Source organism: Phyllobacterium sp. SYP-B3895 (genome assembly GCF_009647635.1).
GTDB lineage: Bacteria > Pseudomonadota > Alphaproteobacteria > Rhizobiales > Rhizobiaceae > Phyllobacterium > Phyllobacterium pellucidum.
On the sequence record NZ_WJIG01000001.1, the window covers coordinates 371,222 to 397,644 of the forward strand.

Below are 26,423 nucleotides of genomic sequence, written 5' to 3' on the forward strand. Positions count from 1 at the left end.
GACAACTATTCCACGATAGTATGATTTTTCAGGAACGGGGCGAAATCAGGCCCCTCATTCCCAATTTTCCGATCGTGCCCAGCGGATCAGGAATCCTGTGCTACGGCCCATTAGACGACCGTTTCGATAGACTAAGGCGCTTGCGGTAGAATATTCTAATTTTCCCCTGTAAAAGGAATTCTTTCTAACGCCCCTAATTTTGGGGCCTCTGCTACGCTTCAGTTCTCATCATACGGAGGCAGGCATGAAAAATTCCCGATTTTCCCTAACATTCGCGGCAGCGTTGCTTACAGCAACGATCGCCGTTCAACCGATGTCTGCTGCCTTTGCGGACACCACCCTTCTCAACGTCTCCTACGATCCGACGCGCGAGTTCTACAAGGATTTCAACGCGGCCTTCGCGGCGAAGTGGAAAGCCGACACCGGCGAGACCATCACCATCCAGAGTTCACATGGCGGATCGGGCAAGCAGGCGCGCGCTGTGATCGACGGACTTGATGCCGATGTTGTGACGCTCGCGCTCGAAAGCGACATTACGGCGATTGCCGAGGCGACGAAGAAAATCAATCCCGATTGGCGCACCAAATATCCGCACAATGCGGCGCCCTACACCTCGACCATCGTGTTTCTGGTTCGCAAGGGAAACCCCAAGGGCATCAAGGACTGGGGCGACCTGATCAAGGATGACGTGCAGGTCATTACCCCAAATCCGAAGACCTCGGGCGGCGCCCGCTGGAATTATCTGGCAGCCTGGGCCTGGGCCTATGGCCAGTACGGCGGCGACGAAGCCAAGATCAAGGAATATATCGCGACGTTGTTCCAGCACGTTCCGGTCCTCGATACCGGCGCCCGCGGCTCGACGACGACCTTCGCCCAGCGCGAACTTGGCGACGTCCTGCTTGCTTGGGAAAACGAAGCCTATTTGTCGCTGGCTGAATTCGGCGAGGACAAATTCGATATCGTCGTACCGCCGCAGTCGATCCTTGCCGAACCGCCGGTTGCCGTCGTCGACGGTAACGTCGATGCCAAGGGCACGCGCAAGGCTGCCGAGGCCTATCTCCAGTATCTCTACTCCGAAGAGGGCCAGACCCTCGCCGCCAAGCATTTCTATCGTCCGGCCGAACCGGAACTGGTCGCTCCAGACCTCATCAAGAAATTGCCGGAGTTGAAACTGGTGAAGATCGATGATCCTATCTTCGGCGGTTGGGCCAAGGCGCAGCCCTACCACTTCGGAGATGGCGGAACGTTTGACCAGATTTACAAGCCGAAACAGTAACAGCATGATTTCCAACCTCGCGAAAGCAGGTTGGCGGTTTAAGAGGCCGAGTGTCATTCCGGGATTTGGAATGACACTCGGCTTCACTCTTGCCTACCTCGCATTAATTGTTCTTATTCCTTTAACGGGTCTCGCATGGCGTTCCGCATCCCTTGGCTGGGCCGGGCTATGGCATGTCGCGACCGATCCCCGCACCCTCAACGCACTCAAGATCAGCTTTGGCACGGCCTTTGTCGCGGCTCTGATCAACGTCTTTTTCGGCGTAGTCGTTGCCTGGGTGCTGGTGCGCTATCGTTTTCCGGGTCGCCGCATCATCGATGCGATTGTCGATCTACCCTTCGCCCTGCCGACTGCCGTGGCCGGTATCGCGCTGACGTCGATCTACGCCAAGAATGGCTGGATCGGGCGCTGGCTTGATCCGCTCGGCATCAAGGTTGCGTTCACGCCGATCGGCATCACCATCGCGTTGATCTTCGTCGGCCTGCCTTTCGTGGTGCGCACGGTGCAGCCGGTGATGGAAGAAATCCGCACGGAGGTCGAGGAGGCTGCGGCCACGCTCGGCGCCAACCGGTTCCAGACGATCACGCGTGTGTTGCTGCCCGGTCTTCAGCCGGCGATCCTCACCGGCTTTGCCCTCGCCTTCGCCCGGGCCGTCGGCGAATACGGTTCGGTGATCTTCATCGCCGGCAACCTGCCTTACGTGTCGGAGATTGCGCCGCTCCTCATCGTCATCCGGCTTGAGGAATTCGACTATGCCGGCGCGACGGCGATCGCGGCAATCATGCTGCTGATCTCATTCGCCATGCTCTTCATCATCAATCTAATTCAGGCGTGGAGCCGCAGGAGGTATGGCTATGGTACATGACCTGTCCCAGACCGCGGCCCCCGCAGCGGCGACCTGGCACCCGGCAACGACCGAGAGCCGCGGCTCACGCTATGTGCTGATCGGCATCACGCTGGTGTTTCTCGGATTGTTCCTCGTCCTGCCGCTCGTTTCGGTTTTCGTCGAGGCATTCCGCAAAGGACCGGCCGAATATTTCACCGCGCTCATAGAGCCCGACGCGCAGGCTGCCATCCGCCTGACGCTGCTCGTCGCCGCGATCGCCGTACCGCTTAATCTCGTCTTCGGCGTGGTCGCCGCGTGGACGATCGCCAAGTTCGAATTCAAGGGCAAGGCGTTCCTGACAACGCTCATCGACCTGCCGTTCTCGGTCTCGCCGGTAATTTCCGGCCTGGTTTATGTGCTGCTTTTCAGTTCGCACAGTCTGCTTGGACCATGGTTCAAATCGCATGGCATCGAGATACTCTTTGCCGTGCCCGGCATCGTTCTTGCGACGGTTTTCGTGACCTTTCCCTTCGTTGCCCGTGAATTGATCCCGCTGATGCAGCATCAGGGCACGACCGACGAGGAAGCCGCGCTATCGCTCGGGGCCAATGGCTGGCAGACTTTCTGGCATGTGACATTGCCGAACATCAAATGGGGCTTGCTCTACGGCGTGCTTTTGTGCAACGCCCGCGCCATGGGGGAATTCGGCGCCGTGTCCGTCGTATCAGGCCACATTCGCGGGCTGACCAATACGATGCCGCTGCATGTCGAAATTCTTTACAACGAATATAATTTTGTCGCTGCGTTCGCAGTAGCTTCGCTTCTGGCGCTGCTGGCGCTGGTCACGCTTATTCTCAAGTCATTGCTTGAGATGCGATACGGCGCGGAGCTGCGGGCAGCAGGCGGACACTGAGAGGGTTTGAAATGGATGTTCGCGTAAGTGGTGTGCGCAAGGAATTCGATCGCTTTCCGGCGCTGCACGACGTTTCACTGGAAATAAAGTCGGGCGAACTTATCGCCCTGCTTGGCCCGTCCGGGTCGGGCAAGACAACTCTGCTGCGCCTGATCGCCGGGCTGGAATCCCCCACCGAGGGCAAGGTGTTCTTCGGCGATGAGGACGCCTCGCTGAAGTCGGTCCAGGAGCGCAATGTCGGTTTCGTGTTCCAGCATTATGCTCTGTTCCGGCACATGACGGTCATCGACAATGTCGGCTTCGGGCTGAAGGTGCGGCCCTCGAACACGCGGCCCGCCAAGGACGAGATCCGGCGCCGTTCATCGGAGCTTCTCGACTTCGTCCAGCTTTCAGGTCTGGAGAAGCGCTACCCCGCGCAGCTGTCGGGTGGCCAGCGCCAGCGCGTCGCCCTCGCTCGCGCGATGGCAATCGAGCCGCGCGTTCTGCTGCTCGACGAGCCATTCGGCGCCCTCGACGCCAAAGTTCGCAAGGAACTTCGGCGCTGGCTGCGCGAAATCCACGACAAGACCAAGCATACGACCGTCTTCGTGACCCATGATCAGGATGAGGCGCTTGAGCTTGCCGATCGCGTCGTGGTGATGAGCCAGGGCAGCATCGAGCAGGTCGGCACGCCGGACGAAGTCTACGACAAGCCGAACTCGCCATTCGTCTATGGCTTCATCGGTGAATCAAGCCGCCTGCCGGTTCGCATCGAGAACGGAACTGTCTGGATCGGCGAGAAGTCGCTTGGCCTTAAGGCCGACCGGCCCGATGGCGACGGCATGCTCTATTTCCGCCCGCACGATGTCGAGCTCGTGGACGGCTCCAACGGCTGCATCGCGGGTACGGTCGTGGCGAGCCGCCGTGTCGGCGCAACGCGGCGCGTCGAACTGATGGTCGCGGGTGCTGAGCAGCGTATCGAAATCGGCATTGATGCCGACCACCCTGCAACTGAACTCTCCGGCATCGCTTTCAGGCCGAGACATTTTCGCGTCTTTGCCCGCGATTGAAGCAGGTAATGCGGCGTTGGCGGGATCAATCCGATCCCGCCTTGTTTGTTTAAGGCCACCCCTTGCAACCAAAGCCTGCCTTAACAGTTTCCGGCTGAATTACGCCAAAAGCCCAATGGAAATCTGACTCATTTTCATCAAAACTGATCGCTAGAGGCGAAAGTGCTTCTAGCGTCATTGCCTTGAGCCGATTAGATCGTAAACTGTTCGTGAGGGGGAACGATCCCGAGCGAACCTTGTGCTGCAATCAGAAGATTATTTCTTCCAACCGAAATGATGGCAAATGCCCGCATTGAGTTTCATTCAAGCTTTCACATCCCAGAAAAACACAGCCGGCCAGGTCCTTTCTGCCCAGCCGAACCCCATCAGGGCCCATTACAAATCGATCGACGACTTGCGGGATCTGGGAGCGCGGGTAGCGAAGGGCGAAGACGTCCGCCTGCCCGACTATGAACCGATGGTGTTCGAGCAGCGCACCGTCGAAAACGCCAAGCTCATTCTGCATTCCTATCGCTCGTCCGATGCGGCAGCACGCAAAGGTGAAACGATCACGCCAGCCGCCCAGTGGCTGCTCGATAATTACTATCTCGTCGACCAGAATATCCAGCAGGTCGAGCGCGATCTGCCGAAGAAGTTCTTCCGGCAACTGCCGCCGCTCGCCAACAATCCCGGCATTCCGCGCGTCATGGCCCTTGCCTGGCTCTACGTTGCCCATACGGACAGCCAGTTTTCGCTGAACAGTCTCAGCGCAATCGTCGAAGGCTTCCAGACGGTCGAGCCGCTGCATATCGGCGAACTCTGGGCCTTGCCCTCCGCCGTGCGGTTCATCCTTATCGAAAATGCCCGCCGGCTCTCCCTTCGCGTCGAGCGCGCCCGCCGCATGCGCGCCTTCGCCAATACGGTTGCCGACGAGATCACCCTTTACGCTGACAAGGACGCGCTGCCGCAACTGCTTGCGCAATATGCGCCGGCGGCGCGTGACAGCACCTTCGCTACGCACCTCCTCTATCGTCTGCGCGGCGGCGCGACCCATTCGGGCGCCGCTGTTGCATGGCTGGAAGAAGAGCTTGAGAAGAACGGCAGCGATGCCGAAGACGCTATCATCCAGGAACATACGCGCCAGTCCACCGGCGGCGTGACCATGGGCAACCTGATCCGGAGCCTCAAGTCCATCGACGACGTCGACTGGATCACATGGTTCGAGACGGTCAGCGGTGTCGATGCCGTCCTGCGCGAAAATTCGAATTTCGACGCGCTCGACTTCCATTCGCGCAATGCCTACCGCGTTGCCATTGAAAAAATCGCACGCCGTTCCGGCAAGAGCGAGCATGATATCACCCTCGAAGCGCTGGACCTTGCCCAAAAGAGCGCCGAAGAGACCGGCGGTGGCGATGCCGTCACCGAACAGCGCAAGCGCGACGTCGGCTACTACCTCTCCGGGGATGGCCGGCCCGAACTCGAGGCGAAGTGCGATTATTCACCGACGGTGCTGGAGCGCTGGGTCCGCTTCTATCGGAAGCTCGGCCTTGCCGGGCTCTGGGTGCCAGCATCTTTCTTCTCCATCGCCATCCTGCTTCTGATCCACTATTGGCTCCGTCATGCCGGTCTGTCGAACGGCATGACGCTGCTTTTCACGGTGCTCGCGGTTTTCCCGGCGATGGAAACCGCCAACGGCTTCGTCAACTGGATCATACCGATGTTCATGCCGCCGACGCGGCTTATCGGCTTCGAATACAAGAACGGACTGCCGCCCGAGGCAAAGACCCTCGTCGCCGTGCCGACATTGATCACCTCGCGCGACTCCGTCGACGAGCATATCCGCAACCTCGAAGTGCACTACCTCACCAACCCGCGCGGCGAGGTCTATTTCGCTCTCCTTACCGACTGGAAAGACAGCCAGAACGAGCAGACGGACGACGATCTCGACATATTCGACTATGCGCGCGAGAAGATCACCGCGCTGAACGAACATTATACGCAGGCCAATCCGCGCTTCTTCCTGCTTCACCGCAAGCGGCTCTACAACCCGCAGGAAGTCTGCTGGATGGGCTGGGAACGCAAGCGCGGCAAGCTGCACGAACTCAACCTGCTGCTGCGCGGCGATAAGGACACGACCTATTTCCCCTCCAACGAGGAACTGCCGACCGACATCAAGTTTGTCATGACGCTCGATTCGGACACGCGCCTGACGCCGGATTCGGTCAATCGCCTCGCCGGCAAGCTGGTGCATCCGCTCAATCGCCCGATCTACCGGGCAAAATCCGGCCGTGTCGTCAGCGGCTATTCGGTTCTGCAGCCGCGCGTGACGCCCTCGCTCACCACCGGTGACGACGCCTCGTTCCTGCAGCGCGTCTTTTCTGTCAATCGCGGCATCGACCCTTATGTCTTCGCGGTATCCGACGTCTATCAGGACGTGCTCGGTGAAGGCACCTTCACGGGCAAGGGCCTCTATGATGTCGATTTCTTCGAAGCTTCGCTCGACGGCAAGATCGGCGAGAACTCGGTGCTCAGCCACGATCTTCTCGAAGGCGGTTATGCGCGTGCCGCTCTCGTCAGCGACGTCGAGGTCGTGGAAGATTATCCTACCGGCTATAATGTCGATATTTCGCGCCATCATCGCTGGACCCGCGGCGACTGGCAGCTGTTGCCCTATCTCTTCAGCACCAAGCCGGGCGTTACGGCCGTCACGCGCTGGAAGATGGTCGACAATTTGCGCCGTTCGCTTGCGCCAATCTTCTGGCTGATTGCTGCCATTGCCGGCTGGACGTTGCTGCCGCCTGGTCTTGCCACGCTCTGGCTGTGCTTCCTCATCTTCAGCATGTTCATCGTGCCGACGATGATCCTTTTCACCAATCTTGTGCCGACAGACATGAACCTGTCGCTCAAGGGCCACTTCCAGGCGATCCTGACCGACATCTTCTCCGGCGCCGCCGATATCGCGCTTCGCATCACCTTCCTCGCCAATATGGCGGTGTTGATGGGCGATGCGATCGTGCGCACGCTTTATCGCCTCTTCGTCACGCGCAAGCACCTCCTCGAATGGCGGGCCGCGGCCCAGGCAAAGACCAGTTCGCCCGACACGCTGCAGTACTACATGCAACTGATGTGGCCGGCGACGGTCGTCGCCATCATCGCCATTGGCTTGCCTCTCGCCGGCCATAGCCGCGCATGGTTCCTGGCGGTGCCATTCGCCCTAATCTGGTTCCTGTCGCCGATGATCGCCTGGCTCGTCAGCCGTTCTGCCAAGCCCCTCGACGATCTCGCCGTCCGATCGTCGGACAAGAGCGAGCTGCGCCGCATCGCGCGCCGCACATGGCACTACTACGATACGTTCGTGACCAGGGAACAGAACTACATTCCGCCGGACAATTTCCAGGAGGATCCGCATCCGGTCATCGCAACGCGCACGTCTCCGACCAATATCGGCATGTATCTGCTATCGACGGTCGCGGCACGCGATTTCGGCTGGATCGGCTTCCATGAAACGCTGACGCGGATCGACCAGACGCTCAGCACGCTCGAGAAGATGGAGAAGTATCGCGGCCATCTCTACAACTGGTACGAGACGACGACGTTGCGGCCGCTGCTGCCGCTCTATGTCTCGGCTGTCGACAGCGGCAATCTCGCCGGCCATCTGGTTGCGCTTTCGTCGGCCCTCGAAAAATGGGCCGAAGCGCCTTCCGTCTATCTCCAGAGCGATCTCGACGGCATTCTCGATGTGAGCGACATTCTCGAAGAGGCGATCAACGATATTCCTGATGATCGCCGCGTGCTGCGGCCGCTGCGCCGCCGCCTTGAGGAGCGCGTCGCAAACTTCCGCCGTGCCATCACCACGATCAAGGAGGAGCCGGAGACGGCTTCGCTGCGCACCATCAACCTTTCACTCTTTGCCGGCGATATCCAGCGCCTCACCGAGGAGCTGCATGGCGAGCTCGAAAGCCCTGCCAGCGTCACTGCCAACGAATGGGCGCTGCTTCTCGTTAAGACCTGCCAGGCGCACACGGATGACGCCATCGGCTCGCATGAGGGCACGGACGTCTTGCGCGAACGGCTGGTGACACTCGCAACCCGCGCGCGCCAGCTGGCGTTCGACACTGACTTCACCTTCCTCGAGCGTAAGGAGCGCCGCCTGCTGTCGATCGGTTTCCGCGTCGAAAGCAACGAACTCGACGCAAGCTGCTATGACCTTTTGGCCTCGGAAGCCCGACTTGCGAGCCTCTTTGCCATTGCCAAGGGCGATATTCCCGTCGATCACTGGTTCCGCCTTGGGCGCCTGCTCGTTCCTGTTGGCTGGCGCGGCGCCCTGATCTCATGGTCGGGCTCAATGTTCGAATATCTCATGCCGCCGCTCGTCATGATCGAGCCGCTCGGCAGCATGCTCGACCAGACCAACAAGCTGATCGTCCAGCGCCAGATCGAATATGGGGCATCTAAAGACCTGCCCTGGGGTATATCGGAAGCCGCCTATAACGCGCGCGACCCGGAGATGAACTACCAGTACACCAACTTCGGCGTGCCGACGCTCGGTTTGAAGCGCGGCCTGTCGAAGAACTATGTGGTGGCGCCCTATGCCAGCATCATGGCCAGCCAATATCAGCCGGCCGAAGCTGTAAAGAACCTGAAGCGTCTGCGCGCGCTTGGCGCCCTTGGCCAGTACGGTTTCTACGATGCCGTGGACTTCACCAAGTCGCGCGTTCGCGAAGGCGAGGACTACGCGGTGGTGCGCAACTACATGGCTCACCATCACGGCATGTCGATCGTCGCGGTCAACAACGTCGTATTTGAAGGGCGTATGCGCGAACGCTTCCACTCGGATCCCGTCATCGAAGCCGCCGAACTCCTGCTCCAGGAAAAGGCGCCGCGGGAAATCCCGGTTCTCCAGGCCAAGGCCGAGAATCCGATGCGCAAGGCCGTGGAAAGCAGCGAAGAAACACCCTCGATCCACATCATCGACAATCCGCTCGGCGCTCCGCGCGCAACGCAGGTCATGTCCAACGGCCATTATTCAGTGATGGTCACCGCCAATGGTGGCGGTTACAGCCGCTGGAACGGGCTCGCAATAACACGTTTCCAGCCGGACATTCTCGAAAGCGGCTACGGCACCTTCCTCTTCCTGCGCGATATGGAGAGCGGCGACTGGTGGTCGGCGACTGGCGATCCAGTGCGGGCCACCGGCGAAAAGAGCATGACGATCTTTGCCGACTACAAGGCCGAATTCATCAAGGAGGCGGGCACGCTGCACACGACGGTGGAAACCATCGTCGCGTCGGATTCCGACGGCGAAGGCCGGCGCATCGTGATCACCAATACGGGCAGCAAGGATCGCATCATCGAAGTGACCTCCTATGCTGAACTCGTATTGACCAATGACGACGCGGATACGGCCCACCCGGCATTCGCCAAGATGTTCGTCGAGACCGAGATCGACAAGCGCGGCGATACGATCTATGCGACGCGTCGCAAGCGCAACAATGACGAACCTGACATCCACGTCGCCCACATGGTCAGCGACAGTTCCGGAACCATGCGCGAGGTTCAGGCGGAGACCGACCGGCGGGCCTTCATCGGCCGCGGCCGCACGCTGCGCAACCCCGCCGCATTCGACGAGGGCGCGACCCTTACCGGCTCGCAGGGCTTCGTGCTCGATCCCATTGCGTCGCTGCGCTGCCGCGTCCGCGTGCCTGCCCACAAGAAGGTGACGCTCGTCTTCTGGACGCTCGTGCGCCCCAACCGCCAGGAACTCGAGGACGTCGTCGGCCGCTTCCGCCATCCGGATTGCTTCGCACGCGAATTCTCGCTGTCATGGACAAGTTCGCAGGTCCGTCTGCATCATATCGGCATCAACCCCGATGAAGCGCAGGTTTTCCAACGTGTAGCAACCAGCCTGATCTACCCGGACAAGGCACTGCGGATGCCGTCCGAAAGCATCGCCAGCGGCCTCGGCAGCCAGTCCGAACTCTGGCCGATGTCCATTTCCGGCGACTTCCCCATCCTTGCCCTGCGCATCGATGACGAAGCCGATATGGAAACGCTCAAGAATCTGCTCCGCGCCCACGAGTACTGGCGCGCGAAAGGCTTGGTCGTCGATGTCGTCGTCATCAACGAACGCTCCTTCTCCTATGCGCAGGATTTCCAGCGGGGTCTTGAAGCAATCTGCGAGAACAGCCGGGCGCGCGGTGCGCAGCTCGGACCGCGCGTTCATATCTTCACGGTCCGCCGCGACCAGATGAGCGATCCCAGCTATAATACATTGCTCGCCTCGGCGCGCATCGTCATGCATGCGCAGAACGGCTCCCTGTCCGAACAGCTGAAGCGCATGGAGGGCCTCAGCGCCGACCTCGCGCCCACAGCGGACGCAGCCGCCGGCAAGGTCAACGCGACGGTCGACACGGGCAGCATCGAGGAGATGCGCAACATCGCGCCGGCGCCGACGCAGTTGATGCGGACGCGCAACCCGAAAATATCGGGCGACGATCTGGCATTCTGGAACGGCTTTGGCGGCTTTGACCTCGCAAGCGGCGAATATGTCGTCCGTCTAGGAGGGATCACCCAGACGCCGCAACCCTGGATCAACGTCATTTCGAATTCCAGCTTCGGCTTCCACGTTGCCGCGGAGGGTGCTGGCTTTACCTGGTCCGGCAATAGCCGCGATTATCAGTTGACCCAGTGGTCGAACGACCCCGTCAGCAACCGTTCCGGCGAAGCGATCTATATTGTCGATCTTGACAAGAATGTCGCGTTCGCTCCCACGGCTTCGGTATTGCGTGATCCGTCCGTTCAGTACGAAGCGCGCCACGGCCAGGGCTATTCGACGTTCACGTCGCGCCATGGCAATATCGGGCTTGAACTTACGCACACCATCCATGTCGAACTGCCCGTGCGCGTGTCGCGGCTCAAGCTGACCAACCATGGCGGCTCGGCGAAGCGCCTGCGCGTCTACGGTTTTGTCGAATGGATGCTCGGCAATTCCCGCGCCAAGACCGCTCCGTTTATCGTGCCGTCCTGGGATGCCGAAACCGGCGTGCTCATGGCGCGCAACCCGTATGGCATCGACCGTCGCAACAATGTCGCCTTCTATGCAACGAGCATGAAGCCGAATTCGGTGACATCGGATCGCGCCGAGTTCTTTGGAACGCTCGGCTCCGTCGATCGGCCAGCTGCGGTTCTGCAGGCAAGGACGCTCTCCAACGTCGTCGAGGCAGGCGGCGATCCCTGCGCTGCGCTCAACGTCGATATCACGCTTGCGGCCGGCGAGACGAAGGAACTGCTGTTCTATATGGGCGATGCCGGTAGTGCCGATGAGGCACGGCGTATCCTGCGCGAACAGAGCAAGCAGGGCTTCGACGAGACGCTCGGCGCTTCCAGATCGCTGTGGTCGAACTTCCTCGGCGGCCTGCAGGTCGAAACGCCCGACGAAGCGTTCAACCTGATGGTCAATCGCTGGCTGCCCTACCAGAGCCTTGCCTGCCGCATCTGGGCGCGGTCGGCCTTCTATCAGGCAAGCGGCGCCTTCGGCTTCCGTGACCAGCTGCAGGATACGCTGTCGATGCTGATCCTCGATCCGTCGCTGGCGAGGAAGCAGATTCTCAACGTATCGGCGCGCCAGTTCAAGGAGGGAGATGTCCAGCATTGGTGGCTGCCGACGAGCGGCGCCGGCGTTAGAACGAAAATCTCCGACGATGTCGTCTGGCTCGGCTATGCGATTGCCCATTACACGACGGTCACCGGCGACATGAGCATTCTCAACGAGCAGGTTGCCTTCATCGACGGTCCGGCGCTTAACGAGGGCCAGCACGACGCCTTCTACCAGCCGACCATCACCAGCGAGAAGGTAAGCGTCTACGAACATGCTGCGCGCGCCCTCGATCTCGCCGTGGCGCGGACCGGGGCACACGGCCTGCCGCTGATGCTCACCGGCGACTGGAATGACGGCATGAACCGGGTCGGTGAAGACGGCAAGGGCGAGAGCGTCTGGCTCGGCTGGTTCCTCATCAGCACGCTGCGCGACGTGATCCCGATTGCCAGAACCTTCAAGGATACGGCCCGCATCGAGCGTTGGGAGGCCCACATAGAGCGCCTCAAGGCAGCACTCGAAAAGGATGGCTGGGACGGCGAATGGTATCGTCGCGGCTATTTCGACGACGGATCGCCGCTCGGCTCCAAGAAGAGCGAGGAATGCAGGATCGACTCGATCGCGCAATCCTGGAGCGTTCTCTCCGGTTTTGGGGATCCGTCGCGGGCGCGCCAAGCCATGAAATCGGTGGCCACGCATCTGATCGATGACGAAGCCGAGATCATCAAGCTGTTCAATCCGCCGTTCAACAAGTCGCGGCATGATCCCGGCTATATCAAGAGCTATCCCGTCGGCGTTCGCGAGAACGGCGGCCAGTACACGCATGCCGCGACCTGGGCGGTGCTTGCCATGGCGAGACTCGGGGACGCCGATGAAGCCTATCGCTGGTTCAAGAAGCTTAACCCTGTGAACCATGCGCTGAGCGCCGAAAAGGCCGAGTTCTACCGTGTGGAACCCTATGTCGTCGCAGCCGACGTCTATTCGGTCGATCCGATGCGCGGACGCGGCGGCTGGACCTGGTACACCGGTTCGGCCGGCTGGCTCTACCGCGTTGCTACCGAGGGAATCCTTGGCATCACGCGGCAGAACGACCGCCTGTTCGTCGATCCCGCCCTTCCCTCGGATTGGGATGGTTTCAGCTTCGTGCTGCGTAACGGCGATGCCCGGTACTCGATCGAGGTCCGGCCTGCGGGCAAGGGTGGCAAGAAGATTACGGTCAACGGCAAGAAACTCACCAAGGCAGAAGGCGGCATTCCGCTTGAGACCAAAGGCGAACACAAGGTCGTTGTCGAGGTTCCGGCGGGCGGCGTATCGATCGATGCCGTCGCGACCGCGGCAAAATGAATTCTGACGTGCCGCCGGCCCAGCGCCGGCGGCACAGCCACTTGCTCTGCGGTACACCCGCAAAATTCCAGTTGAGAATCTTTGCAACTGACGCGGATCTGACGCATAATCGCGGCCATGAAAAATATCATGAATCAGAAGCCGGATTACGAAAAGGAGTTGCGCAACGCTGGCATCCGCATCACCCGCCCGCGGCGCATCATTCTCGATATCCTGACATCGACCGAAGACCATCCGGACGCGATGAAGATTTTCCATCGCGCCAGCGAGATCGACGACAGCATCTCGCTCTCGACCGTCTATCGAACGATGAACTTGCTCGAAGAGATGGGTGCGATACACCGGCACGCATTCAGCGGTGGCCCATCACGTTTCGAACAGGCGCATGGCGAGCATCACGACCACCTGATCGATATCGATACGGGTGCCGTGATCGAATTCAAATCGGAGAAAATCGAGCAGTTGCAGGAAGAAATCGCCCGATCGCTCGGGTACGATATCGTGCATCACCGGCTTGAGCTTTACGCGCGAAAGATCAATCGATCTTCATAGGAAATAGCTTAACAATCCTCCACATGGCGTGGTTGACCGCGTTAGTCTGCGATGCAGCAATATTACAACTCAATGCACGCGACTTATAGTTGCAAATATTCTCATTTTTTCTGTTTCCATTCTTGTTAATTGCTTCGAGGTGGAAATGCGATTATCTTCAATATTATTTTATTTTTTATTTTGGGAACGCGTATGGCAAATCTATTTGACCCTCTTCGGTTGCCTGATCCTCCTGGTAAATATTCTTCATCGCTGGCTATCAAAAAACGCTCCGCAATTCGTCTGGCGGGCGGGTGGCGTTTTGATCCGTACTGGAGCCTTTTTCCTGGTTCAGAGGGAAGGACGCCAATGATTAAGTGCGTTTTTATGATAGCGGCACTTTCCCTAGTGAGTCCCGCTTCAGCCGGCGGCATGGACTCTATGACAATTGCCAACAAGCTCGGCACTATGCTTGCTGCCGAGGATGCGTGCGGTCTCTCGTTCGATCAGGCCGCCATCGAAACCTACATCGAGAAAAATGTGAAAGCGGCCGACATGGATTTTCCATCGACGTTGCAATTGATGACCAGCGGCGCGGAAGCCCAATTACGCGACCTAAGCAACTCGGCCAAGACCGCTCATTGTGTTCAGATCAAACGGTCGGCAAAGGCCAACGGCTTCATCAAGTAGGCAATTTCCGCATCCATTGGAGATCGTCGCTATCACGCCGCGTTCGACGTTGGCTGGTCCGTGAGAAGCTCATAAAGCAGGCTTGCGTCGTGGGCCGTGCGCAGCTTGGCGACACGTTCCGGGTCGCGCAGCGTCCGGGCAATGCGCGACAGGGCCTTCAGGTGATCCGCGCCGGCATTTTCCGGGGCAAGCAGCAGAAAGACAATATCAACGGGCTGGTCGTCCAGCGCCTCGAAATCGATCGGCGCATCGAGCTGAGCAAAGACGCCGGTGATACGCTTCACGCTATTGAGCTTGCCGTGAGGGATCGCAATTCCGTTGCCGACGCCGGTCGAACCGAGGCGCTCGCGCTGCAAGACCGTATCAAACACTTCACGCTCGCTCAGGCCAGTCAAGGCGGCTGCCTTTTCCGACATGGCTTGCAGGAGTTGCTTCTTGGAGTTGACTTTCAATGCGGGCAGGACAGCATCGGGCTGAATGAGATCACCCAGATCCATTATCTCTCTTCCTTCCAGTTACCGTCCGCGCCCATTTCGGGCGCGGGCAGTAGTTCACGTTTGTTATCCACGGGCCGCACTTTGACCCGCTACGGTCGATGGATCGATCCAACCGATGTTTCCGTCAGGGCGGCGATATACGATATTTACCTGCGTACTTCCAGAGTTGCGGAAGACGACCACAGGGCTGTCCTTCAAATCGAGCTCGACCACCGCCGAAGCCACACTCATGCTGCGAAGCGCCATCGACGTTTCGGCTACGATCGTCGGCGCGTAATCTTCAGGAAACTCCTCGTCATCATCGGGTACCGGCGCCATGACGCGATAGGACACGTCATCGAAGACACCATTCGATCCCGGCGCCTGATGTGACTTCAAGCGTCGCTTGTAGCGGCGCAGCCGCTTGTCCACACGTTCGCCCGCAGCGTCGAAGGCAAGCAATGGATCCTGGGCTTCACCGGCTGCCTGGAGAACCGTGCCGGTATCCAGACGGACAAGGCAGTCTGCGATGAATCTCGAACCCTGTTTTTCCACTGTGACGTGGCCGGTATATCCGCCATCGAAGTACTTGGCCACCATTTCTCCGATCCGCTCTTCGATGCGGATGCGGAATGCGTCGCCAATGTCCATATGTTTCCCAGATACACGCAGACTCATGATAGCTCACCTTCATTGTGATTTCCGTTTACCAAATCAATCTACACCGATGTTGGAAGACGAGCAAAGCCATCCCGCACAATCCGTGCGAGCGCTCCATCACATTTCGCTTGCTGATTCTTCATGTCCAAACGCGCGCTTTCGCTCCGACCGTCGCAAAGTACCGGCGCTTCTCTCTCCCTGACCAGGCTTCTTTGGCCCAGTTCATTGCCCACTCAAAAGGAGTCTACACCCGAGTGATGGAGTAATCTAGAGCCAGGATCTTTCTTGCGCACAGAAGCCTGCGCTTTCTTCTCGCGCCGCCTTTGCACCGAGGAGGCAATGTTCATCGCCTCGCGATACTTGGCGACCGTGCGCCGGGCTATGTCGATCCCCTGCTCCTTCAGCAGATCCACAAGCGTATCGTCTGAAAGGATCTCGTTTGGCGTCTCGGCATCGATGAGCTGGCAAATCTGGTGTCGAACCGACTGCGAGGAATGCTGCTCGCCGCCCTCTGTCGCCGATATGCCGGCGTTGAAGAAATAGCGAAGCTCGAAAACGCCCCGCTTGGTCAGCATGTATTTATTCGCGGTAACACGGCTTACCGTTGATTCGTGCATGCCGATGGCGTCGGCCACGGTACGCAGGTTCAAGGGCCGCAAATATGCGATACCCTGGAGGAGGAACTGTTCCTGCTGCCGCACGATTTCACTTGCAACCTTGAGGATCGTCTGGGCGCGCTGATCGAGGCTACGGGTCAACCAGTTGGCGGTCTGCAGGCATTCGCTCAGGAACGTCTTTTCCAGCGGCGAGGCCTTGGCCTTCGACAAGGTGGCGTAATAGCTATTGTTGACCAGCACGCGCGGCAGTGCGTCAGGGTTGAGTTCGATCCGCCAGGTTCCATCGGCCGCCATGTCGACGATCACGTCGGGGACAATGCTGTCGGCGATCCCCGAGGAAAACGCCGTGCCCGGCTTCGGGTCAAGTTGCTGGATTTCCCGGAGCATATCGAGAATGTCGGCTTCGCTGACCTGGCAAAGTTTTTTCAAGGTGTGGAAATCGCGCTTGGCCAGGAGCTCAAGATTTTGCAGGAGCGCCTGCATGGCAGGATCAAAGCGATTTTTTGCGCGCAGCTGGATCGCAAGGCATTCGGCGAGGTCGCGGGCAAACAGTCCGACCGGCTCGAAGCCCTGCATGGCGCCGATCAATCGCTCCACATGCGCCGCGCCGACACCCAGCCGCTCGGCGATCTCGTCGATATCGGCGCGCAGATAACCCATTTCATCGAGATGGTCGACAAGTTCCGCGGCAATGAGGCGGTCGGCAGCGCTCTCGAAGGTAAAAATAATCTGTTCGCCAACATGATCCCTCAGCGTCAACGGCGATGCCGTTACCTGTTCGATATTGTAGCCCTCGCCGGACGACACATAGCCGTCTCCCACCGACGACTTCCACTGGGAGGCGAGATCGCCGCCAATCAGATCATGCGTACCGGGATCGTCCGGGAAAATATTCTCGAGTGAACTATCGAAGGTCTCGGACATGGAGCCGGCGCTGATCGCTTCGCCGCTTTCGAGCCAATGATCGCCCTGACCGTTGGAGTGTTCGCCCGCGTCCCCATCTCCGGTGACGCTCTTGCCAAATTCGCCGTCCTCACCGGAATTACGCTCTGAATTGCTGGCCCGTTCCTCCATGCCAAGGTAGTCGCCGTTGGCGTCATCGCGATCAAGCAGAGGGTTCTTCTCGATCTCCTGTTCGATGAATTGTTCGAGCTCGACATGGGTCAGCTGCAGCAGTCGAATCGACTGCATGAGCAGCGGTGTCATCACCAGTGCCTGGGTTTGCCTGAGATCGAGTTTTGGCGATAAAGCCATGAGGATGGGACCACTCCTGTACCAAAGTACAAAACTGGCCCAATCCTTGCTTGTCAATCGCAAGGCGCTCAAAAATCGCTGGCTGCGGCATTTTTGAAGCGGTGAAAAGGCAGTACTGACAGAATTTTGCGCTGAATCGCGCAAAAGCTGAAGGGTCAGAGACTGAACTGGTCGCCGAGGTAAAGCCGCCGGACGTCCGGATTGGCAATAATTTCATCCGGGCGCCCATGGGTCAGAACTTGCCCGGCGTGGATGATATAGGCCCGGTCGATCAGCTTCAGCGTCTCGCGCACATTGTGGTCGGTAATGAGCACACCGATGCCACGTCCCGTGAGATGCCGCACCAATTGCTGAATATCCGCCACGGCAATCGGATCGACGCCGGCAAACGGTTCGTCGAGCAGCATGAAATTCGGGCGCGATGCCAATGCACGGGCGATTTCGAGACGACGTCGCTCGCCGCCGGAAAGTGAAATGGCCGGTGCCTTGCGCAGATGGGCGATATGAAACTCTTCGAGCAGTGAATCGAGTTCCTGCGCCCGGGCGCTACGATCCTTCTCGACAATCTCGAGGACCGCCTTGATGTTGTTCTCCACCGAAAGGCCACGAAAGATCGACGCTTCCTGCGGCAGGTAACCGATGCCAAGGCGGGAACGGCGATACATCGGCATGGTCGTAACATCAAAACCGTCGATCTCAATCGTGCCCTTATCGACAGGAACAAGCCCGGTCACCATATAGAAGCATGTGGTCTTGCCCGCGCCGTTTGGACCAAGAATGCCGACCGCCTCGCCCGCGCGCACGCCGAACGACACGCCGTTGACGACCTGACGGCCATTATAGCCCTTGGTTATGCCGCGCGCGACGAGCGTGCCCTTCATGCGGTCGATGGCTGCCGGATCGGCAGGACGCATCTCATGCGAAAGACTGGATTCCGGCCGCGCGGCGCTGTTGGCTTTTGTGCGACGTGAAAAAAATGACACTTACAGCTGTTCCGCCGGTTCAGTTCTTTGGTTGGTTGTTGGGGGCGACCACAATCGAGACGCGCCCGGTCTGGCCGCTCTTGCAGCTTTCAAGCTGGGCTTCGCCGGTCTTGAGTTGCGCGGTCAGCTTGCAGCCTACGGCGACATTGTCGCCCTGGGTCAGAACCACCTTGTTGCCCGTCAGCACAAGCACCTCCGACTTCATGTCGAACGTGCCGTGATCGCCGGTTGCCACCTGATCGTTGGATTTGACGTAGACCTTGTCGTTGACCTCGAGGTGATCGATATCCTGCGAGCCGCCAAGTCCGCCCGTCTTCGGCGCATCCGCGGCGGGGGCCGGATCGCCCTCTTTCTTCTTGACGTAGTAGACGATCATCGAGCCGGCCTTGAGCAGGGTCGCGCCCTGGACGACGGTGACGTTGCCCGTGAAGGTAGCTGTTCCCTCCTTGTCATGGACGACGAGCTTGTCGGCGTCGATCTGGATCGGCTGATCGCCGGAGAGCTTGATGCCGCCGCCGGGCGCATTTTCCTGCGCGACGGCGGATGCGACCATCGATGATGCCAACAATCCCAATGCAACAGTCGAAATGCCTATCAGTCTTGCCCCGCGCGACATCGTTCTCTCCTAAAAATTCGGATATTCCCACAACTCTCAGTGAGCGAGCGTCAATACTACTCGACTGATTTGACTGCGTCTGTACCTTCTTGCCGTTTTGTGGGCTGAATGACAAGCCTTACTCGCTTCTCAAAGGTCATTACCTTGCCGCTTTCGCTGATCTGCATCGTATCGGCGGTAATACTTGAAGTGCCATTGCGTATAGTGACCGGATCTTTGGTGGACATGGAATTGCCGGCAATATCGATATCGGCCGATTTCATCTGGGCACTGATGCCATCAGACGTCGTGAAATTGATCTCGCTGTCGAGTTTCAACTGCCGGTTGGCATTGTCGAATACGCCGGACTTGGCCTGGACATTGGCGCGCATATCCTTACCGAGCGGAAGCTCGGCGCTGATGCCCTGCAGCGAGATGACGTTGGTGTTGCCGACTTCCTGCAACGCCTTGACGGCGCTCATCTTGTAGGGAAGCTTGTCCTTGGTGAACCCGTCGAGCTTGGGGTTCGTCATGACGAGCTTGCCGTTTTCCAGCGCGGCATTCTCGAGCGAGATATTGCTCGGCATGTTTGTCGTCGAGAAGAACGTGAACCACGAAAAGACGGCCGCGCCGACGATCGCCGCGGCAGGGAGCGCAAATTTCAGGATTCGCACGCGGCGCGAATGGCGTTCCGCCGCACGAAAAACACCGGAATCCTTGTCGGACGCCGCAAATTGACGTGCCACCTCTGCGTGGTGATCGGCACCAGCGGCAGCCTGGACGTGCGGATGCGTATCGTTTCTCTGAACTGACATGGCCTGGCTGTTACTACGTAATGACAATAGTATGGCTACTTGGCGCCAATATGGTTATTTTTCGATGAAACGGGCGAATAGATAAACGCGCGAGTTGCACCGCACCACAAGTATGACGTTGGCGTGCGAGATACAAGGTCCTAGCGCATTTCTAATGAAGCGCGAGGAGATGCCGGCGCAGGAACCTTACCCTAGACTTCCCTCTCGTGATGTCGCAGAGATTGTTTTTACCGACGTTGAGAATGAATGGACAAATCGATGGCAAACACGGCTGACGCGATTATTGACAGACGGCGCCTGCGCCGAAAACTGACATTCTGGCGCATCCTGGCGCTGTTGATTGTCGCTCTCGCACTGATTTTGTTTTATTTTTCGGTGGCAGGATCGGATGTGTTTTCCAGCAGGTCATCGCCGCACATCGCCAAGGTCCGCATTGAAGGCACGATCTTCGAGAACGAGGAACTGCTGAAGCGGCTGAAGGACGTCACCGATTCCAACGCCGTGAGGGGCGTCATCCTGTCGGTCGATTCCCCCGGCGGAACGACAGCGGGCGGAGAAGCGATCTATGAGGCCGTGCGCAAGCTTGCCGTTAAAAAGCCGGTGGTCGCGCAAGTCGGAACGCTTGCGGCGTCAGCAGGCTACATGATCGCCAGCGCATCCGACCATATCGTAGCACGCCAATCGTCGATCGTCGGCTCCATTGGCGTGTTGTTCCAATACCCCGACATTTCGCAGCTTCTGACCAAGCTCGGTGTCAAAGTCGAGACTATCAAGTCGAGTCCGCTCAAGGCCGAACCCAATTTTTTCAATCCGGCAAGCGATGAAGCCAAGGAAATGATCCACCGCATGATCATCGATTCCTATGACTGGTTCGTCGGGCTCGTGCAGGAAAGGCGCAAGTTCACGCATGAGCAGGCGCTGGCGCTGGCGGATGGATCGGTCTTCACCGGCCGGCAGGCCATCGCCAATAAACTCATTGACGAACTCGGCGGCGAGGATACGGCGATCGCCTGGCTGAAGACCAAAGGCGTCAACGACAAACTGCCGGTTGTCGAATGGAAGCCCGTGGAAAAATCCTCGCTCGGCCTGTTCTTCTCAAATTCAGCGACAAAAATGCTCGCCCGCTATCTCGGCCTGCCGGAGGAGAGCGCCGGAATGCTGAATCAGCTCACCGGAGACCGCATGTTCCTTGACGGACTCGTTTCTGTTTGGCACGTTGACGGCAAGCCTGCCGGGGCGCAATAAAAGAATATTAAACATATAAGATCAGTGACATAGTCTTGAGGTGGGGCCTATGTCCTCCTGGTCTTGAACCGAAAGGGAACTCGCTGTGATCAAATCAGAGCTCGTGCAGATCATTGCCAACCGCAACCCGCATCTGTTTCAGCGCGACGTCGAGAATATAGTCGGCGCGATCTTCGATGAGATCACGGATGCACTGGCAGAGGGCAATCGCGTCGAGCTTCGGGGTTTCGGTGCGTTCTCGGTCAAAAACCGCCCTGCACGCAGTGGCCGCAACCCGCGTACCGGCGAAAGCGTCGAGGTTGAAGAAAAATGGGTGCCCTTTTTCAAGACCGGCAAGGAACTTCGCGACCGTCTCAATGCCAATAGCTGAGGTTCATCGAACGGGCGGGTGAAGCGCGCCGGGAGGAATACATGATCAATCGCATTATCATCGTCCTCGTGCTGGTGCCGCTTGCAATCGTTCTCATAGCGCTGTCGGTTGCGAACCGCGCGCCAATTCAACTGACGATCGATCCGTTCAATCCTGGAAACCCCGCGCTTTCCTACACGGCCCCGCTCTTCGTGTGGCTGTTCGCTGCCTTGATCGCCGGACTCATCCTCGGCAGTTTCGCTACCTGGTTCAACCAAGGGAAACATAGGAAACTATCGCGCCAGCGTAAACTCGAAGCGGAACTCCTGCGCAAGGAAGCCAAGAAAGCATCGGCCGATAGCGGTGCGACGCCGAACCTGCCCTCGCTCCACTAGGGCACAATTACAAGAAAACCCAAGGAACAAGACATGAAACTGATCTCCCCGGCCGAGGTCGACAGGCTATTGAATTGGCCGGATATGATCGACGCCATTGAACAGGCGTTCCGCCAGGGCGTCATTCAGCCCGTGCGCCATCACCACACAGTCGAGCGGCCGGATGGCGTGGCATCGACCTTGCTGCTCATGCCGGCCTGGTCGGATTTCCATGCCCTCGGCGACTCCTCCAAGGGCTATATGGGCGTCAAGATCGTCACCGTATCGCCCGATAACGGCGCCGTGGCGAAGCCCGCAGTCATGGGCGTCTACCTGCTTCTCGACGGCAAGACCGGCGAACCAAAGGCACTCATAGATGGGCAGCGGCTGACCATCTGGCGCACGGCCGGGGCATCGGCGCTCGCCGCGCGCTACCTTGCGCGCGAAGACGCATCGAAGCTCGTCGTCCTCGGCGCCGGCGCGCTGTCGGGGTTTCTTGCCCGTGCCCACAGCGCCGTGCGGCCGATCAAGGAAATCTCGATCTGGAACCGCAACCTCGCCAATGCCGAAAAAGTGGCGGCGGACCTTGCCGCCGACGGCTTCAATGCAAAAGCCGTTTCGGACAAGGATGCGGCAATCGCCGAGGCGGACATCATCACCGCCGGGACGCTCTCGACCGAACCGCTTGTCCTCGGCAGGCACCTGAAGCCAGGCGCACATGTCGATCTCATCGGTGCGTTCACCCCGACCATGCGGGAGAGCGACGATGAGTGCGTCCGTCGCGCCCGGGTGTTTGTCGACACCAGGGATGGCGCACTCAAGGAAGGCGGCGACATCGTACAGCCGATCAAAGCTGGTGTGGTGGGCAAGGAGCATGTCATCGGCGACCTGTTCGACCTCACCCGCGGCACGATGAAGGGCCGTCAGTCCGCCGAGGAAATCACGCTGTTCAAATCGGTCGGTGCCGCACTTGAGGATCTGGCCGCCGGAATTCTTGTTTTTGAGAAGGCAAACGCTGCATCACAAGCCTAACGGCTCGGATTTCGCTTTCGCCCTGCAACGTCTTGGCTTAGAGCGTTCTAGCCAAGACAGGGAAAGCGAGACTTGAAACCATCCGGCGGAAAAACAAGAAAGACCAAGGGCGCTGCCAGCAAGGCCAACCCCGCTAAGGGGACTGTGCAATGGCAAAGCCCGGTAAAGCCGCGACCGCAATTTGCCAAGCAGGTGCGCACGCCCGCCATCGACGCTCCCGCGCAGGGGGGCGCACGTCAGGATGCGTCGCCACGACGCGTGCTTGTGCGCCGGTCAGGGGCACGTCCGGAGGAGCAAACCGGCCTTATCCTCGAAACCCTGCCTTCGGAGGACTACGCGCTCCTCGATAGCGGCAATGGCCTGAAGCTGGAGCAATATGGCCCCTACCGCATCGTGCGTCCCGAAGGCCAGGCGATCTGGCTGCCGGCCTGGGACAAGGCCGAATGGGACAAGGCGGATGCGGTCTTTACCGGCAATACGGATGAGGAAGGCGTCGGCCGCTGGCACTTTCCGAAAGTGCCGCTCGGTGAAACCTGGCCGCTCGCTTTCGACGGACTGCCGTTCTATGGCCGTTTCACTTCCTTCCGGCATGTTGGCGTTTTTCCCGAGCAGGGCACCCATTGGGCGCATATGGACAGGCTGATCCGAAACGCCAAACGGCCGGTCAAGGTGCTCAATCTCTTCGGCTATACCGGCGTTGCCTCGCTCGTTGCCGCGCGGGCCGGGGCAGAGGTCACCCATGTGGACGCCTCGAAGAAAGCCATCGCCTGGGCGCGCGAAAACCAGGAAATGGCCGGCCTTTCCAGCAAGCCCATCCGTTGGATCTGCGAAGATGCGATGAAATTCGTCATGCGCGAGGAACGGCGTGGCAGCACCTACGATATCATCCTGCTCGACCCCCCGGCCTATGGCCGCGGGCCGGGCGGCGAGGTATGGCAACTCTTCGACAATCTTCCCGACATGGTCGATATCTGCCGCTCCATCCTCTCCCCCGATGCGCTCAGCGTCGTGTTGACCGCCTATTCGATCCGCGCCTCGTTTTTCGCGATCCACGAATTGATGCGCGATGCGTTCACTGGCCTCGGCGGCACGGTGGAATCGGGCGAACTTATCCTGCGCGAACGTTCCTCGGGACGCGCGCTTTCCACCTCGCTGTTCAGCCGTTGGGAAAATACATGACGCGACACGACGACCACACTCGAGGCACCGGACTCGCACGGCCCGGCAGGGTCAAGGAAGTGACCAGCCTCACCAACCCGATCGTGAAGGATTTGCGCGCACTCGCGATGAAAAAATATCGCGATCAGGAGGGTGTCTTTCTCGCCGAAGGGCTGAAGCTGATCATCGACGCACTCGATCTCGGCTGGAAGATCCGCACTCTCGTCTTTTCCAAGGCAGGCAAGGGCAATTCACTTGTCGAGCAGGTGGCGGCGCGCACCATCGCCAAGGGCGGCGATGTCCTCGAAGTCAGTGAAAAGGTCATTGCCGCCATTACCCGGCGCGACAATCCGCAAATGGTGGTCGGCGTCCTCGAACAGCGGACCCAGCCGCTTGCTGCACTGAGGCCGCAAGGCAACGAGGTCTATGTGGCGCTCGACCGGGTCCGCGATCCCGGCAATCTAGGGACGATCATTCGTACCGCCGACGCCGTCGGCGCCAAGGGCATCATCCTGATCGGCGATACAACCGATCCATTCTCGCTCGAAACCGTGCGGGCCACAATGGGTTCGGTCTTCGCGGTACCGCTCATGCGCGCCACCGAGGCCGAGTTCCTGGCCTGGCGCAAAGGCTTTGCCGGGCTCGTCGTTGGTACGCACCTCAAAGGCGCCGTCGATTACCGCACCATTCCTTATGCGAACCGTCCCGTTGTCCTTTTGATGGGCAACGAGCAGCAGGGACTGCCGGACCAACTCGCGGCCGACTGTGACAAGCTTGCCCGCATACCGCAGGAGGGCCGCGCGGATTCGCTTAATCTTGCCATTGCAACCGGGATCATGCTGTTCGAGATAAGGCGCGACGCGCTCAAGCTCGATGGCGGAAACTGAAACAAGAGAACGATGAAAACCAAAGCCCTTTACAATCTCTTGGCCGTCGTCGCCTTTGCGGTCGTCAGCGACCAGATCATCAAATATCTGGTCGAGACCGGCATGGACTACCAGCAGCAGATCGACGTGTTGCCGTTCCTCGCACTGTTTCGCGTTCACAACAATGGCATTGCCTTTTCCATGCTCAGCGGGCTGCACGACCTTGCGCTGATTGCGCTGACGCTCGTCATCATCTGCTTCGTCAGCTATCTCTGGTGGACGACGGCTGCGACCCGCTGGATTTCGCGCTTCGGCTTCGCCCTGATCATCGGTGGCGCGATCGGCAATCTGATCGACCGCAGCATTCACGGTTACGTTATCGATTACGTTCTTTTCCATCTGCCGACCTGGTCGTTTGCCGTCTTCAACCTTGCCGATGCCTATATTTCAGTCGGCGCGGCGCTGGTCGTGCTTGAGGAAGTGCTCGCCTGGATGCGCGAACGCCGGGCTTCGAAGGGTGAACCCGGGAAGAACTGAGATAAGGCGGGTCGTCGCGCTTGGCCGAAGGATCCGGGCCGGTGTTCTCGGGTCATCTTCCGATACTACCTTCTCCGTGTTCCTTCGACTGCAGGTCATGTGACCCGAGGATTCACGTGGCGGCACGAGAGGCCCCAAGCCTGCCACCGTCACGTCATGCTGCCGTCATCGATTTGTAGTATTCAGGAGGCGACCTTACCACCGATCAACCTCCCTTAAGAGCGAATCGACATGAGCATCGCCTTGCTTGAACGTGCTTCACCTACTAAAGATCAGCGCATGGTCTCGCAGGTTGATTCAACGCCCTCGCCTCTTGTGGCGCCTCACCTTGTTTCGGTGCTCGGTCGCATCGGCACGATGGAGGTCTGCCTTGCCCAGACCGAGGACGAGATCGAGTCGGCGCAGCAGCTTCGCTTCAAGGTTTTCTTCGACGAACTCGGCGCCAAGGGATCGGCGACGCTAGAACAGCGCGATGCGGACCGTTTCGATCCAGTCTGCGACCATCTTCTGGTCTATGATACCTCGATCGCCGGCCCCAAGCACAAGCAGATCGTCGGGACATATCGCCTGCTTCGTTCAGAGCGAGCTTCTGCATCAGGCGGATTCTATTCAGCCAGCGAATATTCAATCGAAAGCCTCGTCAGTGCCAAGCCGGATTTGCGCTTCCTTGAACTCGGGCGCTCCTGCGTTCTGCCGGAGTACCGCTCGAAGCGTACCGTCGAACTCCTGTGGCAGGGGATCTGGACCTATTGCCGCCATCATTCGATCGGGGTCATGTTCGGATGCGCCTCATTCCAGGGGACCGTTCCTGCAGCCCATGCGCTGCAACTTTCGTTCCTGCAGCACAATTTCCGCGCGACGCCCGATTGGGACGTCCGCGCCTTGCCTGACCGCTACCAGGCAATGGACCTCGTTCCGGCCGAGGCGATCAACCCGCGAGTCGCCATGTTTGCCATGCCGCCGCTCATCAAGGGCTACCTTCGCCTTGGCGCAATGATCGGGGACGGCGCCGTCATCGATCACGATTTCGGCACGACGGATGTCTTGATCATCCTGCCGGTCAGCCGCATCGCTGAACGCTATGTTAGCCACTATGCCGCGGAAGCAAAGCGTTTCGCTTGAGATCATCTGTGGAGAAGAACGCAGGATACTCGCTACAGAGGTGGGTAAATCCTGCGTTTGCGCATAAATTGCTCCAGACTGGACAAGGGTCTATCAGGAGAGCGCATTGGCGGAACTTGCAACCATAATCGAAACGCC

Annotated in this window: 20 protein-coding genes and 1 pseudogene; 15 read left to right on the forward strand and 6 right to left on the reverse strand. The window is 59.1% G+C overall.

All coding sequences use genetic code 11. The features are described from left to right. Nucleotides 1–244 precede the first annotated feature (244 nt). From GF108_RS01830 to GF108_RS01860, 7 genes are all read left to right on the forward strand, one after another. Nucleotides 245–1,276, forward strand: a complete 1,032-nt coding sequence (locus GF108_RS01830; RefSeq protein WP_113281183.1) for a sulfate ABC transporter substrate-binding protein — start codon at nt 245–247, stop codon at nt 1,274–1,276. Nucleotides 1,277–1,280: 4 nt separating this feature from the next. After that, the gene (gene cysT / locus GF108_RS01835) at nt 1,281–2,141 is read left to right on the forward strand and encodes a sulfate ABC transporter permease subunit CysT (RefSeq protein ID WP_027230615.1); all 861 of its coding nucleotides are present in this window, start codon (nt 1,281–1,283) and stop codon (nt 2,139–2,141) included. Then, complete coding sequence (gene cysW / locus GF108_RS01840) at nt 2,131–3,015, forward strand: sulfate ABC transporter permease subunit CysW (RefSeq protein ID WP_027230616.1); 885 nt, start codon at nt 2,131–2,133, stop codon at nt 3,013–3,015. The genes cysT and cysW overlap by 11 nt, the downstream gene beginning before the upstream one ends. Before the next feature lie 11 nt (nt 3,016–3,026). Then, a complete protein-coding gene (locus GF108_RS01845) occupies nt 3,027–4,064 on the forward strand; it encodes a sulfate/molybdate ABC transporter ATP-binding protein (protein WP_153666646.1) in 1,038 nt (345 codons plus the stop codon). 283 nt (nt 4,065–4,347) lie between these two features. Continuing rightward, the gene (locus GF108_RS01850; RefSeq protein WP_153666647.1) at nt 4,348–12,981 is read left to right on the forward strand and encodes a GH36-type glycosyl hydrolase domain-containing protein; all 8,634 of its coding nucleotides are present in this window, start codon (nt 4,348–4,350) and stop codon (nt 12,979–12,981) included. Between the two features lie 117 nt (nt 12,982–13,098). Continuing rightward, nucleotides 13,099–13,533 (forward strand): Fur family transcriptional regulator, encoded by a 435-nt coding sequence (locus GF108_RS01855; protein WP_027230617.1) that lies wholly within the window; start codon nt 13,099–13,101, stop codon nt 13,531–13,533. A 192-nt stretch (nt 13,534–13,725) separates the two neighbouring features. Next, nucleotides 13,726–14,202, forward strand: a complete 477-nt coding sequence (locus GF108_RS01860; protein ID WP_153666648.1) for a hypothetical protein — start codon at nt 13,726–13,728, stop codon at nt 14,200–14,202. Between the two features lie 32 nt (nt 14,203–14,234). Here GF108_RS01860 and ptsN read toward each other — a convergent pair whose 3' ends face one another. From ptsN to lptC, 6 genes and pseudogenes are all read right to left on the reverse strand, one after another. Next, nucleotides 14,235–14,699, reverse strand: a complete 465-nt coding sequence (gene ptsN, locus GF108_RS01865) for a PTS IIA-like nitrogen regulatory protein PtsN (protein ID WP_027230619.1) — start codon at nt 14,697–14,699, stop codon at nt 14,235–14,237. Nucleotides 14,700–14,762: 63 nt separating this feature from the next. Beyond that, entirely contained in the window at nt 14,763–15,356 is a 594-nt protein-coding gene (gene hpf / locus GF108_RS01870) for a ribosome hibernation-promoting factor, HPF/YfiA family (protein ID WP_036813481.1), read from the reverse strand. A gap of 215 nt (nt 15,357–15,571) precedes the next feature. Beyond that, nucleotides 15,572–17,209, reverse strand: a complete 1,638-nt coding sequence (gene rpoN, locus GF108_RS01875) for an RNA polymerase factor sigma-54 (protein ID WP_153666649.1) — start codon at nt 17,207–17,209, stop codon at nt 15,572–15,574. Nucleotides 17,210–17,364: 155 nt separating this feature from the next. Continuing rightward, nucleotides 17,365–18,093, reverse strand: a pseudogene (gene lptB / locus GF108_RS01880) (LPS export ABC transporter ATP-binding protein); the annotation flags it as partial. A gap of 118 nt (nt 18,094–18,211) precedes the next feature. Further along, nucleotides 18,212–18,808, reverse strand: coding sequence for an LptA/OstA family protein (locus tag GF108_RS01885; protein ID WP_153666650.1), 597 nt, complete (start codon nt 18,806–18,808; stop codon nt 18,212–18,214). A 56-nt stretch (nt 18,809–18,864) separates the two neighbouring features. Then, nucleotides 18,865–19,602, reverse strand: a complete 738-nt coding sequence (gene lptC, locus GF108_RS01890) for an LPS export ABC transporter periplasmic protein LptC (protein ID WP_091920303.1) — start codon at nt 19,600–19,602, stop codon at nt 18,865–18,867. A gap of 258 nt (nt 19,603–19,860) precedes the next feature. Here lptC and sppA point away from each other — a divergent pair, with 258 nt between their 5' ends. The 8 genes from sppA to GF108_RS01930 all read left to right on the forward strand — a co-directional run bounded on the left by sppA (nt 19,861) and on the right by GF108_RS01930 (nt 26,285). Continuing rightward, nucleotides 19,861–20,847, forward strand: coding sequence for a signal peptide peptidase SppA (gene sppA / locus GF108_RS01895; RefSeq protein ID WP_153666651.1), 987 nt, complete (start codon nt 19,861–19,863; stop codon nt 20,845–20,847). An 85-nt stretch (nt 20,848–20,932) separates the two neighbouring features. Further along, nucleotides 20,933–21,217, forward strand: a complete 285-nt coding sequence (locus GF108_RS01900; RefSeq protein ID WP_027230624.1) for an integration host factor subunit beta — start codon at nt 20,933–20,935, stop codon at nt 21,215–21,217. A gap of 41 nt (nt 21,218–21,258) precedes the next feature. Then, nucleotides 21,259–21,591: a lipopolysaccharide assembly protein LapA domain-containing protein gene (locus GF108_RS01905; RefSeq protein ID WP_153666652.1), complete on the forward strand. Its 333-nt coding sequence runs from the start codon at nt 21,259–21,261 to the stop codon at nt 21,589–21,591. 33 nt (nt 21,592–21,624) lie between these two features. After that, nucleotides 21,625–22,602, forward strand: a complete 978-nt coding sequence (locus GF108_RS01910; protein WP_153666653.1) for an ornithine cyclodeaminase family protein — start codon at nt 21,625–21,627, stop codon at nt 22,600–22,602. 144 nt (nt 22,603–22,746) lie between these two features. Continuing rightward, nucleotides 22,747–23,781, forward strand: coding sequence for a class I SAM-dependent methyltransferase (locus tag GF108_RS01915; RefSeq protein ID WP_370462089.1), 1,035 nt, complete (start codon nt 22,747–22,749; stop codon nt 23,779–23,781). Further along, the gene (locus tag GF108_RS01920; protein ID WP_153666655.1) at nt 23,778–24,647 is read left to right on the forward strand and encodes an RNA methyltransferase; all 870 of its coding nucleotides are present in this window, start codon (nt 23,778–23,780) and stop codon (nt 24,645–24,647) included. Before GF108_RS01915 ends, GF108_RS01920 begins: the two co-directional genes overlap by 4 nt. A gap of 12 nt (nt 24,648–24,659) precedes the next feature. Further along, a complete protein-coding gene (gene lspA / locus GF108_RS01925) occupies nt 24,660–25,163 on the forward strand; it encodes a signal peptidase II (RefSeq protein WP_153666656.1) in 504 nt (167 codons plus the stop codon). A gap of 279 nt (nt 25,164–25,442) precedes the next feature. Further along, entirely contained in the window at nt 25,443–26,285 is an 843-nt protein-coding gene (locus GF108_RS01930; RefSeq protein ID WP_153666657.1) for a GNAT family N-acetyltransferase, read from the forward strand. The last annotated feature ends 138 nt before the right edge of the window (nt 26,286–26,423 follow it).

Coding starts and splice junctions, on each gene's coding strand:
- GF108_RS01830 (WP_113281183.1), top strand. CDS start 245: ATGAAAAATTCCCGATTTTCCCTAACATTCGCGGCAGCGTTGCTTACA.
- GF108_RS01920 (WP_153666655.1), top strand. CDS start 23,778: ATGACGCGACACGACGACCACACTCGAGGCACCGGACTCGCACGGCCC.
- lspA (WP_153666656.1), top strand. CDS start 24,660: ATGAAAACCAAAGCCCTTTACAATCTCTTGGCCGTCGTCGCCTTTGCG.
- GF108_RS01850 (WP_153666647.1), top strand. CDS start 4,348: ATGCCCGCATTGAGTTTCATTCAAGCTTTCACATCCCAGAAAAACACA.
- cysT (WP_027230615.1), top strand. CDS start 1,281: ATGATTTCCAACCTCGCGAAAGCAGGTTGGCGGTTTAAGAGGCCGAGT.
- lptC (WP_091920303.1), bottom strand. CDS start 19,602: ATGTCAGTTCAGAGAAACGATACGCATCCGCACGTCCAGGCTGCCGCT.
- cysW (WP_027230616.1), top strand. CDS start 2,131: ATGGTACATGACCTGTCCCAGACCGCGGCCCCCGCAGCGGCGACCTGG.
- GF108_RS01845 (WP_153666646.1), top strand. CDS start 3,027: ATGGATGTTCGCGTAAGTGGTGTGCGCAAGGAATTCGATCGCTTTCCG.
- sppA (WP_153666651.1), top strand. CDS start 19,861: ATGGCAAACACGGCTGACGCGATTATTGACAGACGGCGCCTGCGCCGA.
- GF108_RS01855 (WP_027230617.1), top strand. CDS start 13,099: ATGAAAAATATCATGAATCAGAAGCCGGATTACGAAAAGGAGTTGCGC.
- GF108_RS01930 (WP_153666657.1), top strand. CDS start 25,443: ATGGTCTCGCAGGTTGATTCAACGCCCTCGCCTCTTGTGGCGCCTCAC.
- GF108_RS01910 (WP_153666653.1), top strand. CDS start 21,625: ATGAAACTGATCTCCCCGGCCGAGGTCGACAGGCTATTGAATTGGCCG.
- ptsN (WP_027230619.1), bottom strand. CDS start 14,699: ATGGATCTGGGTGATCTCATTCAGCCCGATGCTGTCCTGCCCGCATTG.
- GF108_RS01905 (WP_153666652.1), top strand. CDS start 21,259: ATGATCAATCGCATTATCATCGTCCTCGTGCTGGTGCCGCTTGCAATC.
- GF108_RS01885 (WP_153666650.1), bottom strand. CDS start 18,808: ATGTCGCGCGGGGCAAGACTGATAGGCATTTCGACTGTTGCATTGGGA.
- GF108_RS01860 (WP_153666648.1), top strand. CDS start 13,726: ATGGCAAATCTATTTGACCCTCTTCGGTTGCCTGATCCTCCTGGTAAA.
- rpoN (WP_153666649.1), bottom strand. CDS start 17,209: ATGGCTTTATCGCCAAAACTCGATCTCAGGCAAACCCAGGCACTGGTG.
- hpf (WP_036813481.1), bottom strand. CDS start 15,356: ATGAGTCTGCGTGTATCTGGGAAACATATGGACATTGGCGACGCATTC.